The organism is Saccharothrix sp. ST-888 (assembly GCF_000955975.1).
Lineage (GTDB): Bacteria > Actinomycetota > Actinomycetes > Streptomycetales > Streptomycetaceae > Kitasatospora.
Genome location: NZ_JYJF01000048.1, coordinates 1 through 16,965, shown reverse-complemented (window position 1 = coordinate 16,965; position 16,965 = coordinate 1). Strand labels below are relative to the sequence as shown.

The following is a 16,965-nucleotide window of genomic DNA, read 5'->3' as shown; positions in this document are numbered from 1 at the left end:
GCGACTCGCGAAGGACGAACCATGACCGTACGTACCAGAGTTGAGCAGCCATCGGATGCCCCGGCGACCAGACGGGTGCACATGGCCGCCTTCCCGGGGCCGGACGAAGCCGACCTGGTGGACGCGCTGCGCCGCGACCCGTCCTGGCTGAACGAGCTCTCCGTGGTCGCCGTCACGGACCTGGAGAACCGCGAACTGGTCGTCGCGCACGCCCTGTTGACGCGCCTGCGGATCGGCCACGGCGAGGGCCTGGCGCTCGCCCCGGTCGCGGTCGCGCCGGAGTGGCAGCGCAAGGGCATCGGCCGGCTCGTGGTCCGCGCCGCCCTGGACGCGGCGGAGGCGGCGGGGGAGCAGTTGGTAGTGGTCCTCGGCGACCCCGGCTACTACGGGCACTTCGGCTTCACCCCGGCCTCCCGGCACGAGATCATCGGACCGTTCCCGGTCCGCGACGACTACTTCCAGGCGCTGCCGCTCAGCGCCTACGACGGCCGCCCGCGCGGCCTGTGCCGCTACCCGACGCCGTTCGACGGGGTCTGACCCCCGGGGCTGCTCCGGCGGGCCGGTCCCCGGCTCCCGGGGGCCTGCCCAGGGCTCACCCGATGTCGACGGTCTCCCGGCAGCTGCGGATGAAGGCCACCATCGCGGGGGTCACCGGCTGGTCGCGGAGCCAGTACAGGCCCACCTGGCTCGGGCTCAGTCCGCGGACCGGGCGGAACGCCACGTCCGGGCGCGGGGCCAGCCGCCGCATCGACTTCGGGGCGAAGCCGATGCCCTGCCCGCAGGCCACCGCCGCCATCCACTCGTCCGCGTTGTGCGCCACGGTGGCGATCCTGGCCGGTCTGCCGCCGCGCTCCTCGGCGCCGAGCCAGTAGTCCCGCCAGGCTCCGGCCTCCTGCGGGATCGCCACGAAGGGCTCGTCCAGCAGATCGGCGAAGTCCAGGGTCTCGCGGGCGGTCAGCGGGTGTTCGACCGAGAGCGCGGCCCAGCGCTCCTCCGTGCCCAGCCGGGCGGTCGCGAACTCCTGAGCGAGCCCGGCGGGGGCGTGCCAGAGCGCCAGGTCGATCTCGCCGGAGGCGAGTCCCGAGGTGGGGTCGAACCAGTTGTTCTGCCGCATCCGGACCTGCCAGCCGGGCATCAGACGGCCGAACTCCGCGATGGTGGGCAGCCCCACCAGATTGATGGTGCTGCCCTCGAAGCCGACCCGCAGCGTGCCGCCCGCCGCCTCCGCCGCCTGCCGGGTGGCCCGCAGCGCCACCTCCCAGCTCTCCAGCAGCGTCGCCGTGTGGGCGGCCAGCGCGTGCCCGGCCGCCGTGGGCGTCACACCGTCCCGCGAGCGCCGGAACAGGGTGACCCCGAGCTGGCTCTCCAGCCTGCGGATCTGCTTGGTCAGGGTGGGTTGGGAGACGAACAACCGGCCCGCCGCGGCGGTGAGCTGACCCTCTTCGCAGACTGTGGCGAAGTAGCGCAGCAGCCGGGTGTCGATATCCATGCCCCAAGGTTATGGAGGGGGCTATTGGACCTCGGCGGCGGGGCAGGGCAGAGTTGATCACCCGCCAGGCGGGTCGGTACCGGCAGTGCAGGGGGCTGCCGGTCCCGTCGCCTGTCCGCGGTGTGCCTCGGACGTGCCCGGACGAGTCGCCGATCGCTCCCGGAGCTTCTCCAGCCGTCGTGGACGGTCCCCGGCGCCATGACCTGCGGCTGGGGCGGATCGCCCGTAGCGTGAGTGCCTATCGGCATCCGGTGAGCGGAGGGCACAGTGGCGGCGGCATCCGGGCGGCTTCCCAGGGAGCCGTACGAGAGGGAACTCCTGCGGCTGCAGGGCGAGTTGGTGAAGCTCCAGGGCTGGGTGCGGGCCGAGGGCGTCCGGCTGGTGGTGGTCTTCGAGGGGCGGGACGCGGCGGGCAAGGGCGGGGCGATCAAGCGGGTGGCGGAGTACCTGAACCCGCGCGTCGCCCGGATCGCGGCCCTCCCCGTGCCGACCGAGCGCCAGCGCGGCCAGTGGTACTTCCAGCGGTACGTGGAGCAGCTGCCGGCGGCGGGCGAGATCGTGCTCTTCGACCGCAGCTGGTACAACCGGGCCGGGGTGGAGAAGGTGATGGGCTTCTGCACCGACGAGCAGTACCGGCAGTTCCTGCACCAGTGCCCGACCTTCGAGCGGATGCTGATCGAGGCGGGCGTCCTGCTCCGCAAGTACTGGTTCTCGGTCAGCCTGGAGGAGCAGGAGCGGCGGTTCCGTTCGCGCCTGGAGGACCCCATGCGGCAGTGGAAGCTCTCGCCGATGGACACCGAGTCGATCACCCGGTGGGAGGAGTACTCCCGGGCCAAGGACGAGATGTTCGTCTACACCGACATCCCCGAGTCGCCCTGGAACGTGGTGGAGAGCGACGACAAGCGGCGGGCCCGGATCAACATGATCGCTCACCTGCTCTCCAGCGTCCCGTACCGGGAGGTCGACCGGCCGGAGGTCGCGCTGCCCGCCAGGCCGCCGTCCAAGGGGTACCAGCGGCCGCCGCGTGATCTGCAGAAGTACGTGCCGGACCACGCGGCGAGGCTGGAGCACTCCGGCCCGGCGAACGGCTCGGCGAAGGACCGGAAGGACCAGCCGGACGACAAGGGCCGGACGAAGGACCGCGGTAGGCGGTAGCCGTCAGGTGGGCTGGCCCGCCGCCGCGCCCGTGGCCAGGTCGGGGCCCCAGCGCTCCAGGGACTCCGCCAGGTCGAGCGGCCCGGGACGGAGACCGGAGTTCTCGGTCGGCCAGTCCTCGCGGGGGACGCGCCACATCAGCTCGAACTCGTTGCCGTCCGGGTCCTTGGCGTAGAACGACTTGGACACCAGGTGGTTGGTCGCGCCGACCAGGGCGCCGCGCTCGTCCAGCCGGGCGCCGATCTCGGCCAGTTCGCCGAGCGTGCCGACCTCCCAGGCCAGGTGGTAGAGCCCGACTCTGCCCTGTTCCGGGCCGGGGGCGTCCGCGCCTATCGCGAACAGGCCCAGGTCGTGGTCGTTGAGGCTGTCGGGCGCGCTGAGGAAGGCGGCCCGGCCGGCTGCCAGGTGGTCGAGCCGGAAGCCGAAGACGGCGGTGTAGAACTCGACCGAGCGGTCGAGGTCGCGGATCCAGAGCACCGCGTGGTTGAGACGGCGGACAGGCATGGTGGGGCTCCCGGGTGGTTCGTGCGGCTGGCGGGCCCCAGCGTACGCCGATCAGGTTCAAATTCGAACTAAAGATTGCAGCCGGTCCTGTCGGCGCCCTCGCATAGGCTTCACGCGTGGACGAACCGGACCTCTTCACCGCCGCCGCCGAGGAACGCCAGGCCAAGGAGCCGGGGCGGGCCCCGCTCGCGGTACGGATGCGCCCGCGCACCCTCGACGAGGTGGCGGGTCAGCGGCAGCTGCTCAAGCCCGGGTCGCCGCTGCGCCGCCTGGTCTCCGGCTCCCGGGGTCCCGCCGCGACCAGCTCGGTGATCCTCTGGGGCCCGCCCGGCACCGGCAAGACCACCCTGGCCCACGTCATCAGCCAGGCCGTCGAGGGCCGCTTCGTCGAACTCTCCGCGATCACCGCCGGGGTCAAGGAGGTCCGCGCGGTCATCGACGGCGCCCGCCGGGCCGTCGGCATGAGCGGCCGGGAGACGGTGCTGTTCCTGGACGAGATCCACCGCTTCTCCAAGGCCCAGCAGGACTCCCTGCTGCCCGCGGTGGAGAACCGCTGGGTCACCCTGATCGCCGCCACCACCGAGAACCCCTACTTCTCGGTGATCTCCCCGCTGCTCTCCCGCTCCCTGCTGCTCACCCTCGAATCGCTCACCGACGAGGACATCCGTGCCCTGCTGCACCGGGCGGTGGCGGACGAGCGCGGGCTCGCGGGCAGCGTCGAGCTGAGCGCCGAGGCCGAGGACCACCTGGTCCGCCTGGCCGGGGGAGACGCCCGCCGGGCGCTCACCACCCTGGAGGCGGCGGCCGGTGCCGCGCTGGAGAAGAACGAGGAGACGCTCACCCTCGCCACCACCGAGACGGCCGTCAACCAGGCCGCCGTCCGCTACGACAAGGACGGCGACCAGCACTACGACGTCGCCAGCGCCCTGATCAAGTCGATCCGGGGCAGCGACGTGGACGCCACCCTGCACTACCTGGCCCGGATGATCGAGGCCGGCGAGGACCCGCGCTTCATCGCCCGCCGCCTGATGATCTCCGCCAGCGAGGACATCGGCCTGGCCGACCCGACCGCGCTGCCCACCGCCGTCGCCGCCGCCCAGGCGGTCGCGCTGATCGGCTTCCCCGAGGCGAGGATCATCCTCTCCCAGGCGGCCATCGCGCTGGCGCTGGCGCCCAAGTCCAACGCCGCGTACCTGGCGATCGATGCCGCCCTGGCCGACGTGCGGCAGGGGCTGGCGGGCGCCGTCCCGCCGCACCTGAGGGACGCGCACTACGGCGGTGCGGGCAGGCTCGGCCACGGCCAGGGCTACCAGTACCCGCACGACCTGCCCGGCGGCATCGCCGCCCAGCAGTACGCGCCGGACTCGGTGCACGGCAGGGCGTACTACCACCCGACCCGGCACGGCGGGGAGGCCCGCTACGCGGACATCGTCGAATGGACCAGGGGCAGGCTCAAGGGGGAGTGAGCCGGGGCCGGGCGCTGTGCTCGGGTGCCGTGGTCGGCCGGGTGAGTGATCGACGGTATACTCGATCGGAGTGCCATGTCCCGGGTACGGCAGCGGATGCGAGTCCGTCTGACCGGCCGCACCAGCGGGGCACTGGCCCGAAGCTCCCCTCGGGGGCTTCAGGAGCGTTGCGCACCGGTTTCGGTGTCGCGGGCAGCCCATCCATCACTCCGGTGGCGGTGGGCGGTGCGTGTGCAAGCACATTCGTGCCCGGCTTCGGAGAGCGGCTGACCGTCCTCGGACGGTTTTTCTCCGGGTCGCGAGGAGCAACCTCCGTCAACACCTGGTGAAGCCGTATTCGTAAAGCAAGAGAGGTTTGGTTCATGGCGAACCAGAAGCGCCCCAAGGTCAAGATTGCCCGTGCGCTGGGCATTCCGCTGACCCCGAAGTCCGTCAAGTACTTCGAGGCCCGCCCGTACCCGCCCGGCCAGCACGGCCGTGGCCGCAAGCAGAACTCTGACTACAAGGTCCGTCTGACCGAGAAGCAGCGTCTGCGCGCCCAGTACGACCTCAGCGAGAAGCAGCTCGCCCGCGCCTTCGACCGCGCCAAGAAGGTCGAGGGCAAGACCGGTGAGGCGCTCATCGCCGAGCTGGAGACCCGTCTCGACGCCCTGGTCCTGCGTTCGGGCATCGCCCGCACCATCTACCAGGCCCGTCAGATGGTCGTGCACGGCCACATCGAGGTCAACGGCGGCAAGGTCAACAAGCCGTCGTTCCAGATGAAGCCGGGCTACGTCGTCACCGTGCGTGAGCGCAGCAAGGCGAAGACCCCGTTCGAGATCGCCCGTGAGGGTGGCAACGCGGGTGAGGGTCAGACCCCGAAGTACCTCGAGGTCAACCTCAAGGCCCTGGCCTTCCGCCTGGACCGCGCCCCGCAGCGTCGTGAGGTCCCCGTGGTCTGCGACGAGCAGCTGGTCGTCGAGTACTACTCGCGCTGACCCGCGAGCGGTACCACGCCGAGCCCCCACCGCCTTCGGGCGGTGGGGGCTCGGCCCTTTTCCGGCGGTCGGCCACCCTCAGTTGGCGGACACCGGGGAGGGCTGCGCCGGACGCGGCCCCGGCAGGCCGCCCTCGCCCGGCGGGCCCGGCAGTTCGCCGCCCAGCGCCCGGCGGACCGCCGCGTCCAGGTCCAGCGCGGCGCCCAGCTCGAACGCCTCGCTGAACTCCTGCTCGGTCAGCCCCGCCCTGGCCCGAGCCTCGCACTCCCGGTAGGGCCCGTTGAAGATCCGCGAGCCGAAGAACGGCGTACCGACCGCCTGCCACATCCGGTGCGCCGCACCCTGCAGCACCCGTGCCTCGAACAGGTCCGAGTCCGGACCCTCGGTCTCCAGCACCGCCAGCACGTCCAGCGCCAGCACGATCCCCAGCAGGTCGCGGAAGAGATGGTTCAGCCGCACGCACTCGCGGGCACGGGCGCGGGCCGTCCGCAGCTCCCCGGCGGCCCAGTCGGAGTACGCGAGGGCGAACAGCGCGTACGCGTACGCCCACTTCTCGCCGTGCGCCTCGCAGATCCCGCGGACCCGGTCCAGCCAGAGGTTGCCGGTCTCCGTCTCACCCTGGAACAGGTGGGCGATACCGAGCTCGAACATCGCCATCAGCACATTGCAGTTGAGCTCGCCGATCGTGTTGTAGTGCCAGAGCGCCTCCTCGAACAGCACGGCGGCGCGGGCGGGTTCGTCGCCGATCAGCGCCGCGCAGCCCTGCCGGTGCACCGCGTAGGCCAGTGCCCGGTCGTCCCCGGTCGCCACCGCCTGGCGGCGGCACTCCTCCAACGCCGGTCCGGCACTGGCGAGATCGCCCTGGAGGGTGGCCATGTAGCCGGTCACCCAGAGCGCCTTGGCGCGGGCCTCGGTGGGCTCGGGGGCCAGTGCCAGCGAACGGTCCAGCCAGTGCCGGCCCTCGCCGAGGTGGCCCGAGCCGACCCAGTAGAACCAGAGCGTCCCGGCCAGCACCAGGGCCAGCTGCTCCTCACCCGGCTCGGTCAGGCAGAACTCCAGCGCCGCGCGGAGGTTGGGGTGCGCCAGGCCGGTCCGCTCGGCGGTCTCGGCCTGCCGGGGGCCGAACCACTCGGCCTCGCCCCAGGTGGCCAGGCCCAGGTGCCAGTCCCGGTGGCGGCGGCGCAGCCGCGGTTCGTCCCCGGTGGCGCGGAGCCACTGGCCGCCGTACTCGCAGAGCGTGTCGAGCATCCGGAACCGGACGCCGCCGGTGCCCCGCCCCGGTCCGGGCTCCCGGCCGGCCGGCGGGCCGGGCGAGGCCGCCACCCGCAGCACGACGGACTTGGCGACCAACTGGTCCAGCAGGTCGAGGACCTGGTCGGCCTCGATGGTGTCGCCGGCGCAGACGTACTCGGCCGCTTCGAGCTCGAAACTACCGGCGAAGACCGAGAGGCGAGCCCAGAGTAAACGTTCCTGCAGAGCTGATGACTCCAGCCGATCGTGGTACGGAGCGTCTGGTGGCGCAGCAGCGCACCGCGCGCACCCCCGGTGAGCAGACGGAAGCGGTCGTCCAGGCGCAGCACGATCTGCTCCACCGAGAGCGCCCGCAGCCGCCCGGCCGCCAGCTCGACGGCCAGCGGGATGCCGTCCAGGCGGTGGCAGAGCAGCGCGATCTCCTCGGCGTTGTGCTCGTCCAGGACGAACTCCGGCAGCACGGCCGCCGCCCGGTCCGCGAACAGCCGTACGGCGTCCGCGGTGCCGCCGGGCACGGCGGTCACCGGCAGCGGGGTCACCGGCAGCAGGTGCTCGGCCGGGCTCCGCAGCGACTCCCGGCTGGTGGCCAGCACCCGGAGCCGGGGGGCCGCCCGCAGCAGCGCGTCCACCAGCTCGGCGCAGGCCGCCACCAGGTGCTCGCAGCCGTCCAGCACCAGCAGCAGCTCGCGATCGGCCAGCTGCTCGGTCAGTACGTCGACCGGCGGCCGGGCCGTGGAGTCGGTCAGCCGCAGCGCCTCCAGGACGGCGTGCCCGAGCAGCTCCGGGGCCTGCACCCCGGAGACCTCGACCAGCCGGATGCCGTCCGCGAAGCCGCCCGCCGCCTCGGCCAGGGTGGCGGCGCGCAGCGCTAGCCTGCTCTTGCCGACGCCGCCGGGGCCGGTGACGGTGACCAGCCGGGCGAGCTCCAACAGGCGCTCCACTGCGGCGAGTTCGGTGTCCCGGCCGATGAAGCTGGTCAGCTCGGCCGGGAGCTGGCGGGCGGGCGGCCCGTGCGGGGTCGGTCTGTCCGGTGTCCTCGGTTCGTTCTCCATGGCCTGCCCCCGTTCTGGACGTGTATCGAAGGCGACAACGACCCGGCCGACGGGGAGGTCACGGGGGCCGTGCACGGAGTCGATGGCCGGGGGCGCGGCCCACCCGCGCGCGACGGCGGCTGACACGCTCACGCGCGCCCGGCGGGCACCGCGCGCCCCGCCCCGGCGGGGTTCCCGTGGACAAGATCTGCCGGACGGGGAATCCGGTCGGGAAAGTGCACCTGGTCACGGTAGGGTTCCCCTCTGAGGAAGTTGCAAGGCGAGGGAGCGCGCAAGGTGTCCGTGGGAGAGCTGGCCGGCCTGCTGGTGGCCGTGTTCTGGGCGGTCCTGGTCACTCTGCTCGCGGTCGTGCTGGTCCGGCTCTCCCGGGTGCTGAAGGAGGCCACCGTCCTGGTCTCCGCGGTGACCGAGCAGGCCGTACCGCTGCTGGTGGACGCGGGCGCGGCCGTCCGCAGCGCCAACGAGCAGCTGGACCGGGTGGACGAGATCACCGCCAACGTCCAGGACGCCGCCGCCAACGCGAACGCGCTCTCCTCCACCGTCGCCGCCACCATCGGCGGTCCGCTGGTCAAGGTCGCCGCGTTCAGCTACGGCGTTCGCAAGGCGGTCAACCGTCGGCAGGCCGGTCCGACGGTCCCGCAGCAGGCGAGCGAGCGCGAGGAGCTGGCCCGGCTGGTCCGGGCCGAGGTCCGGGCGGCCACCGCGCCGCGCAGCGGTCTGCTCTCCCGCGTCCGGCGAGCCGTGAGGGGCTGACCATGGTTCGACGAATCTTCTGGATGGCAGTCGGCGCCGGCGCCACCGTCTGGGCCATGAAGAAGGCCGACGAAGCCGTCCACCGGCTCACCCCCGACAGCCTGTCGGGCACCGCGGCCCGCGGTGCGCTGCACCTCGGTGACCTGGCCAAGCGCTTCGCCGGCGACGTCCGGACCGCCATGACCGAGCGCGAGGAGCAGCTCAAGGCCGACCTCGGGCTGGACGGCACCGCCGTGGTCGAGCCGCCGCGCCGCCGTACCCGGGCGCTGCGCGCCGAGCCCCAGTACCGAGCTATCTCGGCGGCGCCGGGCTCCCCGGCCGCCGCCCTGCCCTCGTCCCACAGTCTTCGCACCACCCCCCAAGCCATAGCTGCAACGCCCCGTCGGCTCGACGAGCTGCCGGGCGGCAAACCCAACCGGAAGGACCACTGATGGAGTCGGCAGAGATCCGCCGCCGCTGGCTGCGATTCTTCGAGGAGCGCGGGCACACTGTCGTTCCGTCGGCGTCCCTGGTCGCCGACGACCCCACCCTGCTGCTGGTCAACGCAGGCATGGTGCCCTTCAAGCCGTACTTCCTGGGCGAGGTGAAGCCCAGTTACACCCGTGCCACCAGCGTGCAGAAGTGCGTCCGCACGCTGGACATCGAGGAGGTCGGCAAGACCACCCGGCACGGGTCCTTCTTCCAGATGTGCGGCAACTTCTCCTTCGGTGACTACTTCAAGGAAGGAGCCATCACGTTCGCCTGGGAGCTGCTCACCACTCCCGTCGCGGACGGCGGCTACGGCCTGGAGAAGGAGAAGCTCTGGATCACCGTCTACCAGGACGACGACGAGGCCGAGCAGATCTGGCGCGAGGTGGTCGGCGTCCCGTCGACGCGCATCCAGCGCCTGGGCATGAAGGACAACTTCTGGTCGATGGGCGTCCCCGGCCCGTGCGGCCCGTGCTCGGAGATCTACTACGACCGCGGCCCCGCCTACGGCGAGGAGGGCGGCCCGGCCGCCAACGACGAGCGCTACATGGAGATCTGGAACCTGGTCTTCATGCAGTACGAGCGCGGTCACGGTGACGGCAAGGACGGCTTCGAGGTCGTCGGCGACCTGCCGAGCAAGAACATCGACACCGGTCTCGGCCTGGAGCGCCTCGCCGCGATCCTGCAGGGCGTCGACAACCTCTTCGAGATCGACACCACCCGCTCCATCCTGGACCGGGCCGCCGAGCTCACCGGCCACACCTACGGCGTGGACCACAAGTCGGACGTCTCGCTGCGCGTGGTCGCCGACCACATCCGCACCGCCGTGATGCTGATCAGCGACGGCGTCACCCCCGGCAACGAGGGCCGCGGCTACGTGCTGCGCCGCATCCTGCGCCGCGCCATCCGCAACATGCGCCTGCTCGGTGCCACCGACCCGGTCGCCCGCGAGCTGACGGACATCACCATCAAGGCGATGGGCCCGCAGTACTCGGAGCTGCTGGAGGAGCGCAAGCGCATCGAGACGGTCGCCGCCGCCGAGGAGGCTTCCTTCCTCCAGACGCTGCGCACCGGCACCCTCATCCTGGACACCGCCGTCACCGAGGCCAAGCAGGCCGGCAGCGCCGTGCTCTCGGGCGAGAAGGCGTTCCAGCTGCACGACACCTTCGGCTTCCCGATCGACCTCACCCTGGAGATGGCCGACGAGCAGGGCCTCCAGGTGGACGAGGCCGGGTTCCGCCGTCTGATGAAGGAGCAGCGGGAGCGGGCCAAGGCCGACGCCAAGGCCAAGAAGATGGGCCACGCCGACGTGTCCGCCTACCGCGAGGTGGCCGACAAGTCCGGTGCCAGCGTCTTCACCGGCTACACCCGGATCGAGGGCGAGGCCACCGTGGTCGGCCTGGTGGTGGACGGCGTTCCGGCGCCGGCCGCGACCGAGGGCGACGAGGTCGAGATCGTGCTCGACCGGACCCCGTTCTACGCCGAGGGCGGTGGCCAGCTCGCCGACCAGGGCCGGATCCGGCTCGACTCCGGCGCGGTGGTGGAGATCCGCGACGTGCAGCAGCCGGTCCCCGGGGTGATCGTGCACAGCGGTTCGGTGCTCTTCGGCGAGGTCGTGCTCGGTGCCTCCGCGTACGCCAGCATCGACGTGGACCGCCGCCGGGCCATCGCCCGCGCGCACTCCGCCACCCACCTGACCCACCAGGCGCTGCGCGACGCGCTCGGCCCGACGGCCGCCCAGGCCGGTTCGGAGAACGCCCCGGGCCGCTTCCGCTTCGACTTCGGCTCGCCCGCCGCCGTCCCCGGCAGCGTGCTGACCGACGTCGAGCAGAAGATCAACGAGGTGCTGACCCGCGAACTCGACGTCACCGCCGAGGTCATGACGATGGACCAGGCCCGCAAGGCCGGCGCCATCGCGATGTTCGGCGAGAAGTACGGCGACTCGGTCCGCGTGGTCACCATCGGCGACTTCTCCAAGGAGCTGTGCGGCGGCACGCACGTCGGCAACACCGCCCAGCTGGGCCTGGTGAAGCTGCTCGGTGAGTCCTCGATCGGCTCCGGCGTGCGCCGCGTCGAGGCGCTGGTCGGCGTGGACGCGTACAAGTTCCTGGCCCGTGAGCACACCGTGGTCTCCCAGCTCACCGAGCTGGTCAAGGGCCGCCCGGAGGAGCTGCCGGAGAAGATCTCCGGCATGCTCGCCAAGCTCAAGGACGCCGAGAAGGAGATCGAGCGCTTCCGCGCCGAGAAGGTGCTGGCCGCCGCCGCCGGGCTGGCCGCCGGGGCCGAGGACGTCCGGGGCGTCGCCCTGGTCGCGGCCCGGATCGCCGACGGCACCGGCGCGGACGAGCTGCGCAAGCTGGTTCTGGACGTCCGGGCCCGCCTGGGCTCCCGCCCGGCCGTGGTCGCCGCCTTCACCGTGGCGAACGACCGCCCGCTGACCGTGATCGCCACCAACGAGGACGCCCGCTCGCGCGGCGTCAAGGCCGGTGAGCTGGTCCGCACCGCCGCCAAGACGCTCGGCGGCGGCGGTGGCGGCAAGGACGACGTCGCCCAGGGCGGCGGCACCAACCCGGCCGCCGTGGACGAGGCGATCGCCGCCGTCCGCGCCCTGGTGGCGGAGCGCGCCAACTGATGGAGGAGCAGCAGGAGAAGGTCTTCCGCCGGGGCCGTCGGATCGCCGTGGACGTGGGCGACGCCCGGATCGGGGTGGCGTCCTGCGACCCCGACGGGCTGCTCGCCACGCCCGTGGAGACGGTTGCCGCCGGGGGCCGTTCCCAGGCGCGGCTCAAGGAGATCGTCGAGGAGTACGACGCGATCGAGGTCGTGGTCGGCCTGCCCCGCTCGCTGAGCGGCAAGGAGGGCCCGGCCGCGGCCAAGGTCCGGGCGTACGCCGGGCGGCTGGCCGCGCTGGTCGCACCGGTGACGGTCCGCCTGGTGGACGAGCGGATGACCACGGTCACCGCCGCCCAGGGCCTGCGGGCCTCCGGGCGGAGCGCCAAGAAGGGCCGCTCGGTCATCGACCAGGCGGCGGCGGTGGTCATCCTGCAGAGCGCCCTGGAGACCGAACGGGTGAGTGGCCGTGCGCCCGGCGAGTGCGTCGAACCGATGAACTGACCGGTCTGGTCTAGCTTCCCTGAGGGGGCCCGTGCGGACGCGTCCGCACGGGCCCCCTCGATGTGTCGTCCATCGACCAAGAGGCCGCCTTGACCGACCCGTACTCCACCCCCGGCCTGACCCCCGAACACCTCGGCGCACCCGTGACCGAGCCGGAGGGGCTGCCACCGGGGCAGCCGTACGGGTACGAGCCGCCGGACCCCCGGCGGCTGCGCACCGGAGCGGCCTGCTGTCTGAGCGTGTTCGCGGTGCTGGCGGTGGCGGCGGCGGTGGCGCTCGGCGGACTGCTGCTCTGGCCGAAGGGGCAGCCGAAGGCGGCCGACTATGTGGGGAACGGCACAGGGACGGTCCAGGTCTCGGTGCCGAGAGGCGCCAGCCTGACCCAGATCGGTAAGAGTCTTGTGAAAGCTGATGTGGTGGCGAGCGTCAAAGCCTTCACAGACGCGGCGGCCAACACCCCGGCCGGAACCCGGATCCAGCCCGGTACGTACGCGCTGAAGCTGAAGATGTCCGCCGCCGCCGCGCTTGGTGTACTGCTCGACCCGGCCAACGCCAACGCGCTCACCATCCCGGAGGGCTGGCGGGCCGCGCAGATCTACGCGGCGGTCGACCAGAAGCTGAAACTGGCCCCCGGCACCACCGCGAAGACCGCCGATCAGCAAGCCGGAGACCTGGAACTGCCGGGAATCACGGGCGGGAGGATCGAGGGCTTCCTCTTCCCCTCCACCTACGCCGTGACCGACGGGACCACCGCGGTCGACCTGCTCAAGCAGATGGTCGAACAGGCCGCTCGGGTGCACCAGACGGAGGGCGTCGAGGCCGCGGCCACCCTCAACCGGCAGTCGCCGTACGGGCTGGTGACCGTTGCCAGCCTGCTGGAGGGCGAGGCGGACAACCCCGAGGACATGGCGAAGGTCGCCCGGGTCATCTACAACCGGCTGGCGAAGAACATGCCGCTGCAGCTCGACTCGACCATCAACTACGCGCTCGGCCGCTCCACGCTCACCACGACCGGTGCCGACACCAAGCTGGACTCCCCGTTCAACACCTATCTGCACCCCGGTCTGCCGCCCACCCCGATCGCCAACCCGGGCCAGGACGCGCTGCGCGCGGCGGCCCACCCCGCCGACGGGGACTGGCTCTACTTCGTGACCGTGAAGCCCGGGGACACCCGCTTCACCGACAGTCTCGAACAGCAGCAGAAGAACGTCGCCGAGTTCAACGCCAACCGGGCCACCAGAAGTTCCTCACCCAGCGTGAGTGGTCACTGAGCCGGATTGCCCCGGACGGACGTTTTGCTGCGGTACGGTAACGTCTTCCCCGGGCGTCGCGCTAGCACGCCGGTTCGAGGAGTCACCGGGACCAGCTCCCGGGTGACCGCCAGTGGACGCGGTCGGCTCTGTCCTGTCGGTTGGTATAAGGGGTTCGATGACTGATCTGGGCGGGGGCTACCAGCCCCAGGGCGCGCAGCCGTGGCACCCAGGCGACCCCGGGCACGGCGGTCAGGGACAGCAGCAGCCGACGGTCGAGCAGCTCCGGCAGCTGGCCGGACAGCAGCAGACCGGAGCCTGGCAGCAGGTACCGCAGCAACACCAGCAGGGCCAGCAGCACCAGCAGTTCGCCCAGGCCCAGTACGGTCAGCAGGGCTTCCCGCAGCAGCAGGGCTGGCAGCAGGAAGCCCCCCCGGCCGCCGGCTGGGCGGCGGACCCGCAGGGCCAGCAGGGCCAGCAGTTCCACCAGGGGCAGCAGGCCCAGCAGTACAACGACCAGCAGTACAACGGACAGTCGTACGGCGGTCAGCAGTTCGACGTCCAGCAGCAGACGCCGCAACAGGCCCAGCAGCAGGGCCAGTTCGTGCAGGGCGGCGGCCAGTACGACCAGTACGGCTACCCGCGGCAGCAGATGCCGCAGCAGGCCCAACAGCCCTCGATCCCGCAGCAGTTCATGCCGCAGGGGCAGCCGGGGCAGCAGGCACAGCAGGCGCCGCAGACCCAGCAGATTCCGCAGCAGCCGCAGCCCGTCCGCCGGCAGCAGCCGCAGGCCCCGCAGCCTGCGTCTCCGGGAGGGGACGGGTTCGACTGGGAGGCCGAGGCCGCCGCACTCGACGCCCCTGCGGCGGCCGAACCGGCCGTCGAGGAGTGGGCCGAGGAGGAGCAGCACACCGGGTACTCCGAGGACGCCGAGCACGCCCTCGACGAGGACCGCCCGTCCCTCTTCGGCAGCGAGGAGGAGCCGGCCACCCGGGAGTCCGAGCGCAAGCGCAAGGAGAAGGGCAAGAAGGAGGGGCGCCGCAACCGGGGTGCCTGCCTGATCGTCGCCATCGCGCTGCTCGGTGCCACCGCCGGGGCCGGCTGGTTCGGTTACGGCTTCTACCAGGCGCACTTCGGCCCGCCGCCGGACTACACGGGCGACGGCAGCGGCTCGGTGAACGTCGAGATCAAGTCCGGTGCCTCCGGCGAGGCGATGGGCCAGGCGCTCAAGGACGCGGACGTGGTCAAGAGCGCCGGGGCCTTCGTCGACGCCGTCACCAAGAACCCCAAGGGCGGCACGATCCAGCCGGGCACCTACACCCTGCACCACCAGATGTCGGCCGAGGCCGCGGTCAAGGAACTGGTCGACGCCAACGGCGGCAACGCGCTGACCATCCCGGAGGGCAAGAAGGCCGTCGACATCTACGCCAAGATCGACGCCAAGCTGAAGCTCCAGCCGGGCACCACGGCTGCCGTCGCCAAGGACAAGGCCGGCGAGCTCGGTCTGCCCGACTACGCCGGCGGCAACATCGAGGGCTTCCTCTACCCGATGAAGTACTCGGTCACCGACGGGATGAAGCCCGAGGACCTGCTCAAGCAGATGGTCTCGACGGCCGCCGACCACTACAAGCAGCTCGGTCTGGACGCCGGGGCCCAGCAGGCCGGTGTGAAGGACGGCTACCAGGTGCTCATCGAGGCCAGCATCGTGCAGGCGGAGGGCAACAACCCGGCGGATTTCGGCAAGATGGCCCGGGTCATCGCCAACCGTCTGAAGACCAACGTCAACCTGGGGATGGACACCACGCTCCAGTACCAGCTCGGCCGTACCAAGCTGGTCGACAAGGAGATCAACGACAAGTCGTTGAAGTACAACACCTACGTCAACCCCGGTCTGCCGCCGGGGCCGATCGGCAACCCGGGCGACGACGCGATCAAGGCGGCGCTGAACCCGACGCCGGGCAACTGGGCGTACTGGATCGCGATGTCCCCGACCGAGACCCGCTTCGCGGCCACCTTCGACGAGCACAAGAAGAACGTCCAGGAGTACTGCACGGCGCACAACCAGGGCTTCGACTCCGTGCGAGGTATGTGCAAGTAGCCGTCGGCCCGGGGGCGGTATCGTGGGCGCGCCTTGATCACAAGGGACTCCCAGGAGAGGTGACCACGCTCGTGACGACGCACCACCGGGCTGCCGTGCTCGGCTCGCCGATTGCGCACTCGCTCTCGCCGGTACTGCACCGGGCCGGGTATGCGGCGCTCGGGCTGGAGCAGTGGCGGTACGACCGCTTCGAGGTGGACGAGGCCGGGCTGGCCGCCTTCGTCGCTGAGCTGGGGCCGGAGTGGGCCGGGCTCTCGCTGACCATGCCGCTGAAGCGGGCGATCATCCCGCTGCTGGACGAGGTGAGCGGAACGGCGCTGTCCGTGGACGCGGTGAACACCGTGGTGTTCCACCCGGACGGGCGGCGCACCGGGGACAACACCGATGTGCCGGGTCTGGTGAACGCGCTGCGCGAGCGCGGGATCGAGCGGGTGGAGAGTGCCGCGGTGCTCGGCGCGGGCGCCACCGCGTCCTCCGCACTGGCGGCGCTGGCCCAGATCTGCACCGGCGAGGTGACAACGTATGTCCGAAGTGCCGAGCGGGCCGCGGAGATGCAGGCGCTCGGCGAGCGGCTCGGGCTGAGGGTCCGAGCCGCCGACTGGGAGCGCGGCGCCGAGGCGCTGGCGGCGCCGCTGACCATCTCCACGACCCCCGCCGGGGCGACCGATTCCTTCGCCTCGGCGCTCCCCGAGCGGCCCGGCGCGCTGTTCGACGTGCTGTACCACCCGTGGCCGACGAAGCTGGTCGCGGCCTGTGCGGAGCGGGGTTCGACGGTGCTGGGCGGGCTGGATCTGCTGGTGCACCAAGCGGTGCTCCAGTTCGAGCAGTTCACCGGCGAGGCCGTCGGCCCGCTGGCCGCGATGCGTGCCGCCGGCGAGGCCGCGCTCGCCGAGAGCTGAGCGAAGCGGCAGGTCCACGGGGTGGTCCCGGCGGTCCACGCCGGTGTCCGCCACCCGGACCGTGGCCACCGTACGGGCCTGCGGCATGAAAGGATCGGGTCAGGACGCGGGCCCATGGGCCCCTTCTGCCCGAGGGCGGGCACGGAGGGAGGGCCCGCCGCACGATCGCCTGGCCGGGCCGTAGCCGCGAACTGCGGTCCGGGCCGCTGACGAAGGAGCTCCGTTGGGTACGTTGCGCTGGCTGACGGCGGGGGAGTCGCACGGTCCCGCACTGGTCGCGACGCTGGAGGGTCTGCCGGCCGGGGTGCCGGTGACCACCGCCATGGTGGCGGATGCGCTGGCCCGGCGGCGGCTCGGTTACGGCCGGGGTGCCCGGATGAAGTTCGAGCAGGACGAGGTCACGTTTCTCGGTGGTGTCCGGCACGGGCTGACGATGGGCAGTCCGGTGGCGGTGATGGTGGGCAACACCGAGTGGCCGAAGTGGGAGCT

Annotated in this window: 15 protein-coding genes; 12 read left to right on the top strand and 3 right to left on the bottom strand. The window is 71.9% G+C overall.

Annotated elements, in window-relative coordinates; translation table 11 throughout:
* The first annotated feature begins 21 nt into the window (after positions 1 to 21).
* Positions 22 to 537, top strand: a complete 516-nt coding sequence (locus tag UK12_RS17025; protein WP_045303845.1) for a GNAT family N-acetyltransferase — start codon at positions 22 to 24, stop codon at positions 535 to 537.
* Positions 538 to 592: 55 nt separating this feature from the next.
* Here UK12_RS17025 and UK12_RS17020 read toward each other — a convergent pair whose 3' ends face one another.
* The gene (locus UK12_RS17020) at positions 593 to 1,489 is read right to left on the bottom strand and encodes a LysR family transcriptional regulator (RefSeq protein ID WP_045303844.1); all 897 of its coding nucleotides are present in this window, start codon (positions 1,487 to 1,489) and stop codon (positions 593 to 595) included.
* Positions 1,490 to 1,756: 267 nt separating this feature from the next.
* Here UK12_RS17020 and ppk2 point away from each other — a divergent pair, with 267 nt between their 5' ends.
* On the top strand, positions 1,757 to 2,644 hold the full coding sequence (gene ppk2 / locus UK12_RS17015; RefSeq protein ID WP_082119693.1) for a polyphosphate kinase 2: 888 nt from the start codon (positions 1,757 to 1,759) through the stop codon (positions 2,642 to 2,644).
* 3 nt (positions 2,645 to 2,647) lie between these two features.
* Here ppk2 and UK12_RS17010 read toward each other — a convergent pair whose 3' ends face one another.
* Positions 2,648 to 3,148: a VOC family protein gene (locus UK12_RS17010; RefSeq protein ID WP_045303843.1), complete on the bottom strand. Its 501-nt coding sequence runs from the start codon at positions 3,146 to 3,148 to the stop codon at positions 2,648 to 2,650.
* Positions 3,149 to 3,264: 116 nt separating this feature from the next.
* On the opposite strand from UK12_RS17010, the gene UK12_RS17005 reads away from it, so the two are divergent.
* Both UK12_RS17005 and rpsD read left to right on the top strand, forming a co-directional pair.
* Entirely contained in the window at positions 3,265 to 4,614 is a 1,350-nt protein-coding gene (locus UK12_RS17005; RefSeq protein WP_045303842.1) for a replication-associated recombination protein A, read from the top strand.
* Positions 4,615 to 4,976: 362 nt separating this feature from the next.
* A complete protein-coding gene (rpsD, locus tag UK12_RS17000; RefSeq protein WP_045303841.1) occupies positions 4,977 to 5,591 on the top strand; it encodes a 30S ribosomal protein S4 in 615 nt (204 codons plus the stop codon).
* A gap of 1,043 nt (positions 5,592 to 6,634) precedes the next feature.
* Here rpsD and UK12_RS44765 read toward each other — a convergent pair.
* Positions 6,635 to 7,894: an ATP-binding protein gene (locus UK12_RS44765; RefSeq protein ID WP_331386654.1), complete on the bottom strand. Its 1,260-nt coding sequence runs from the start codon at positions 7,892 to 7,894 to the stop codon at positions 6,635 to 6,637.
* 276 nt (positions 7,895 to 8,170) lie between these two features.
* Between UK12_RS44765 and UK12_RS16990 the strand changes: the two genes are divergently transcribed.
* From UK12_RS16990 to UK12_RS16955, 8 genes are all read left to right on the top strand, one after another.
* On the top strand, positions 8,171 to 8,647 hold the full coding sequence (locus UK12_RS16990; RefSeq protein WP_045303840.1) for a DUF948 domain-containing protein: 477 nt from the start codon (positions 8,171 to 8,173) through the stop codon (positions 8,645 to 8,647).
* A 2-nt stretch (positions 8,648 to 8,649) separates the two neighbouring features.
* Positions 8,650 to 9,078: a DUF6167 family protein gene (locus UK12_RS36665; RefSeq protein ID WP_156178776.1), complete on the top strand. Its 429-nt coding sequence runs from the start codon at positions 8,650 to 8,652 to the stop codon at positions 9,076 to 9,078.
* The gene (gene alaS / locus UK12_RS16980) at positions 9,078 to 11,747 is read left to right on the top strand and encodes an alanine--tRNA ligase (RefSeq protein ID WP_045303839.1); all 2,670 of its coding nucleotides are present in this window, start codon (positions 9,078 to 9,080) and stop codon (positions 11,745 to 11,747) included. Before UK12_RS36665 ends, alaS begins: the two co-directional genes overlap by 1 nt.
* Positions 11,747 to 12,229, top strand: a complete 483-nt coding sequence (gene ruvX, locus UK12_RS16975; protein ID WP_045303838.1) for a Holliday junction resolvase RuvX — start codon at positions 11,747 to 11,749, stop codon at positions 12,227 to 12,229. Before alaS ends, ruvX begins: the two co-directional genes overlap by 1 nt.
* Before the next feature lie 89 nt (positions 12,230 to 12,318).
* On the top strand, positions 12,319 to 13,500 hold the full coding sequence (mltG, locus tag UK12_RS16970) for an endolytic transglycosylase MltG (RefSeq protein WP_197084928.1): 1,182 nt from the start codon (positions 12,319 to 12,321) through the stop codon (positions 13,498 to 13,500).
* Between the two features lie 157 nt (positions 13,501 to 13,657).
* On the top strand, positions 13,658 to 15,577 hold the full coding sequence (gene mltG / locus UK12_RS16965; protein WP_045303837.1) for an endolytic transglycosylase MltG: 1,920 nt from the start codon (positions 13,658 to 13,660) through the stop codon (positions 15,575 to 15,577).
* Between the two features lie 59 nt (positions 15,578 to 15,636).
* On the top strand, positions 15,637 to 16,476 hold the full coding sequence (locus UK12_RS16960; RefSeq protein WP_231591252.1) for a shikimate dehydrogenase: 840 nt from the start codon (positions 15,637 to 15,639) through the stop codon (positions 16,474 to 16,476).
* A 223-nt stretch (positions 16,477 to 16,699) separates the two neighbouring features.
* Positions 16,700 to 16,965 (top strand): chorismate synthase (locus tag UK12_RS16955; RefSeq protein WP_156178775.1); only part of this gene is annotated, 266 nt, incomplete at its 3' end.

What these genes read in the sequence shown, in the direction of transcription:
- UK12_RS17010 (WP_045303843.1), bottom strand. Translation starts at nt 3,148, where the DNA reads ATGCCTGTCCGCCGTCTCAACCACGCGGTGCTCTGGATCCGCGACCTC.
- UK12_RS44765 (WP_331386654.1), bottom strand. Translation starts at nt 7,894, where the DNA reads ATGGAGAACGAACCGAGGACACCGGACAGACCGACCCCGCACGGGCCG.
- ruvX (WP_045303838.1), top strand. Translation starts at nt 11,747, where the DNA reads ATGGAGGAGCAGCAGGAGAAGGTCTTCCGCCGGGGCCGTCGGATCGCC.
- UK12_RS36665 (WP_156178776.1), top strand. Translation starts at nt 8,650, where the DNA reads ATGGTTCGACGAATCTTCTGGATGGCAGTCGGCGCCGGCGCCACCGTC.
- UK12_RS17020 (WP_045303844.1), bottom strand. Translation starts at nt 1,489, where the DNA reads ATGGATATCGACACCCGGCTGCTGCGCTACTTCGCCACAGTCTGCGAA.
- alaS (WP_045303839.1), top strand. Translation starts at nt 9,078, where the DNA reads ATGGAGTCGGCAGAGATCCGCCGCCGCTGGCTGCGATTCTTCGAGGAG.
- mltG (WP_045303837.1), top strand. Translation starts at nt 13,658, where the DNA reads ATGACTGATCTGGGCGGGGGCTACCAGCCCCAGGGCGCGCAGCCGTGG.
- UK12_RS17025 (WP_045303845.1), top strand. Translation starts at nt 22, where the DNA reads ATGACCGTACGTACCAGAGTTGAGCAGCCATCGGATGCCCCGGCGACC.
- rpsD (WP_045303841.1), top strand. Translation starts at nt 4,977, where the DNA reads ATGGCGAACCAGAAGCGCCCCAAGGTCAAGATTGCCCGTGCGCTGGGC.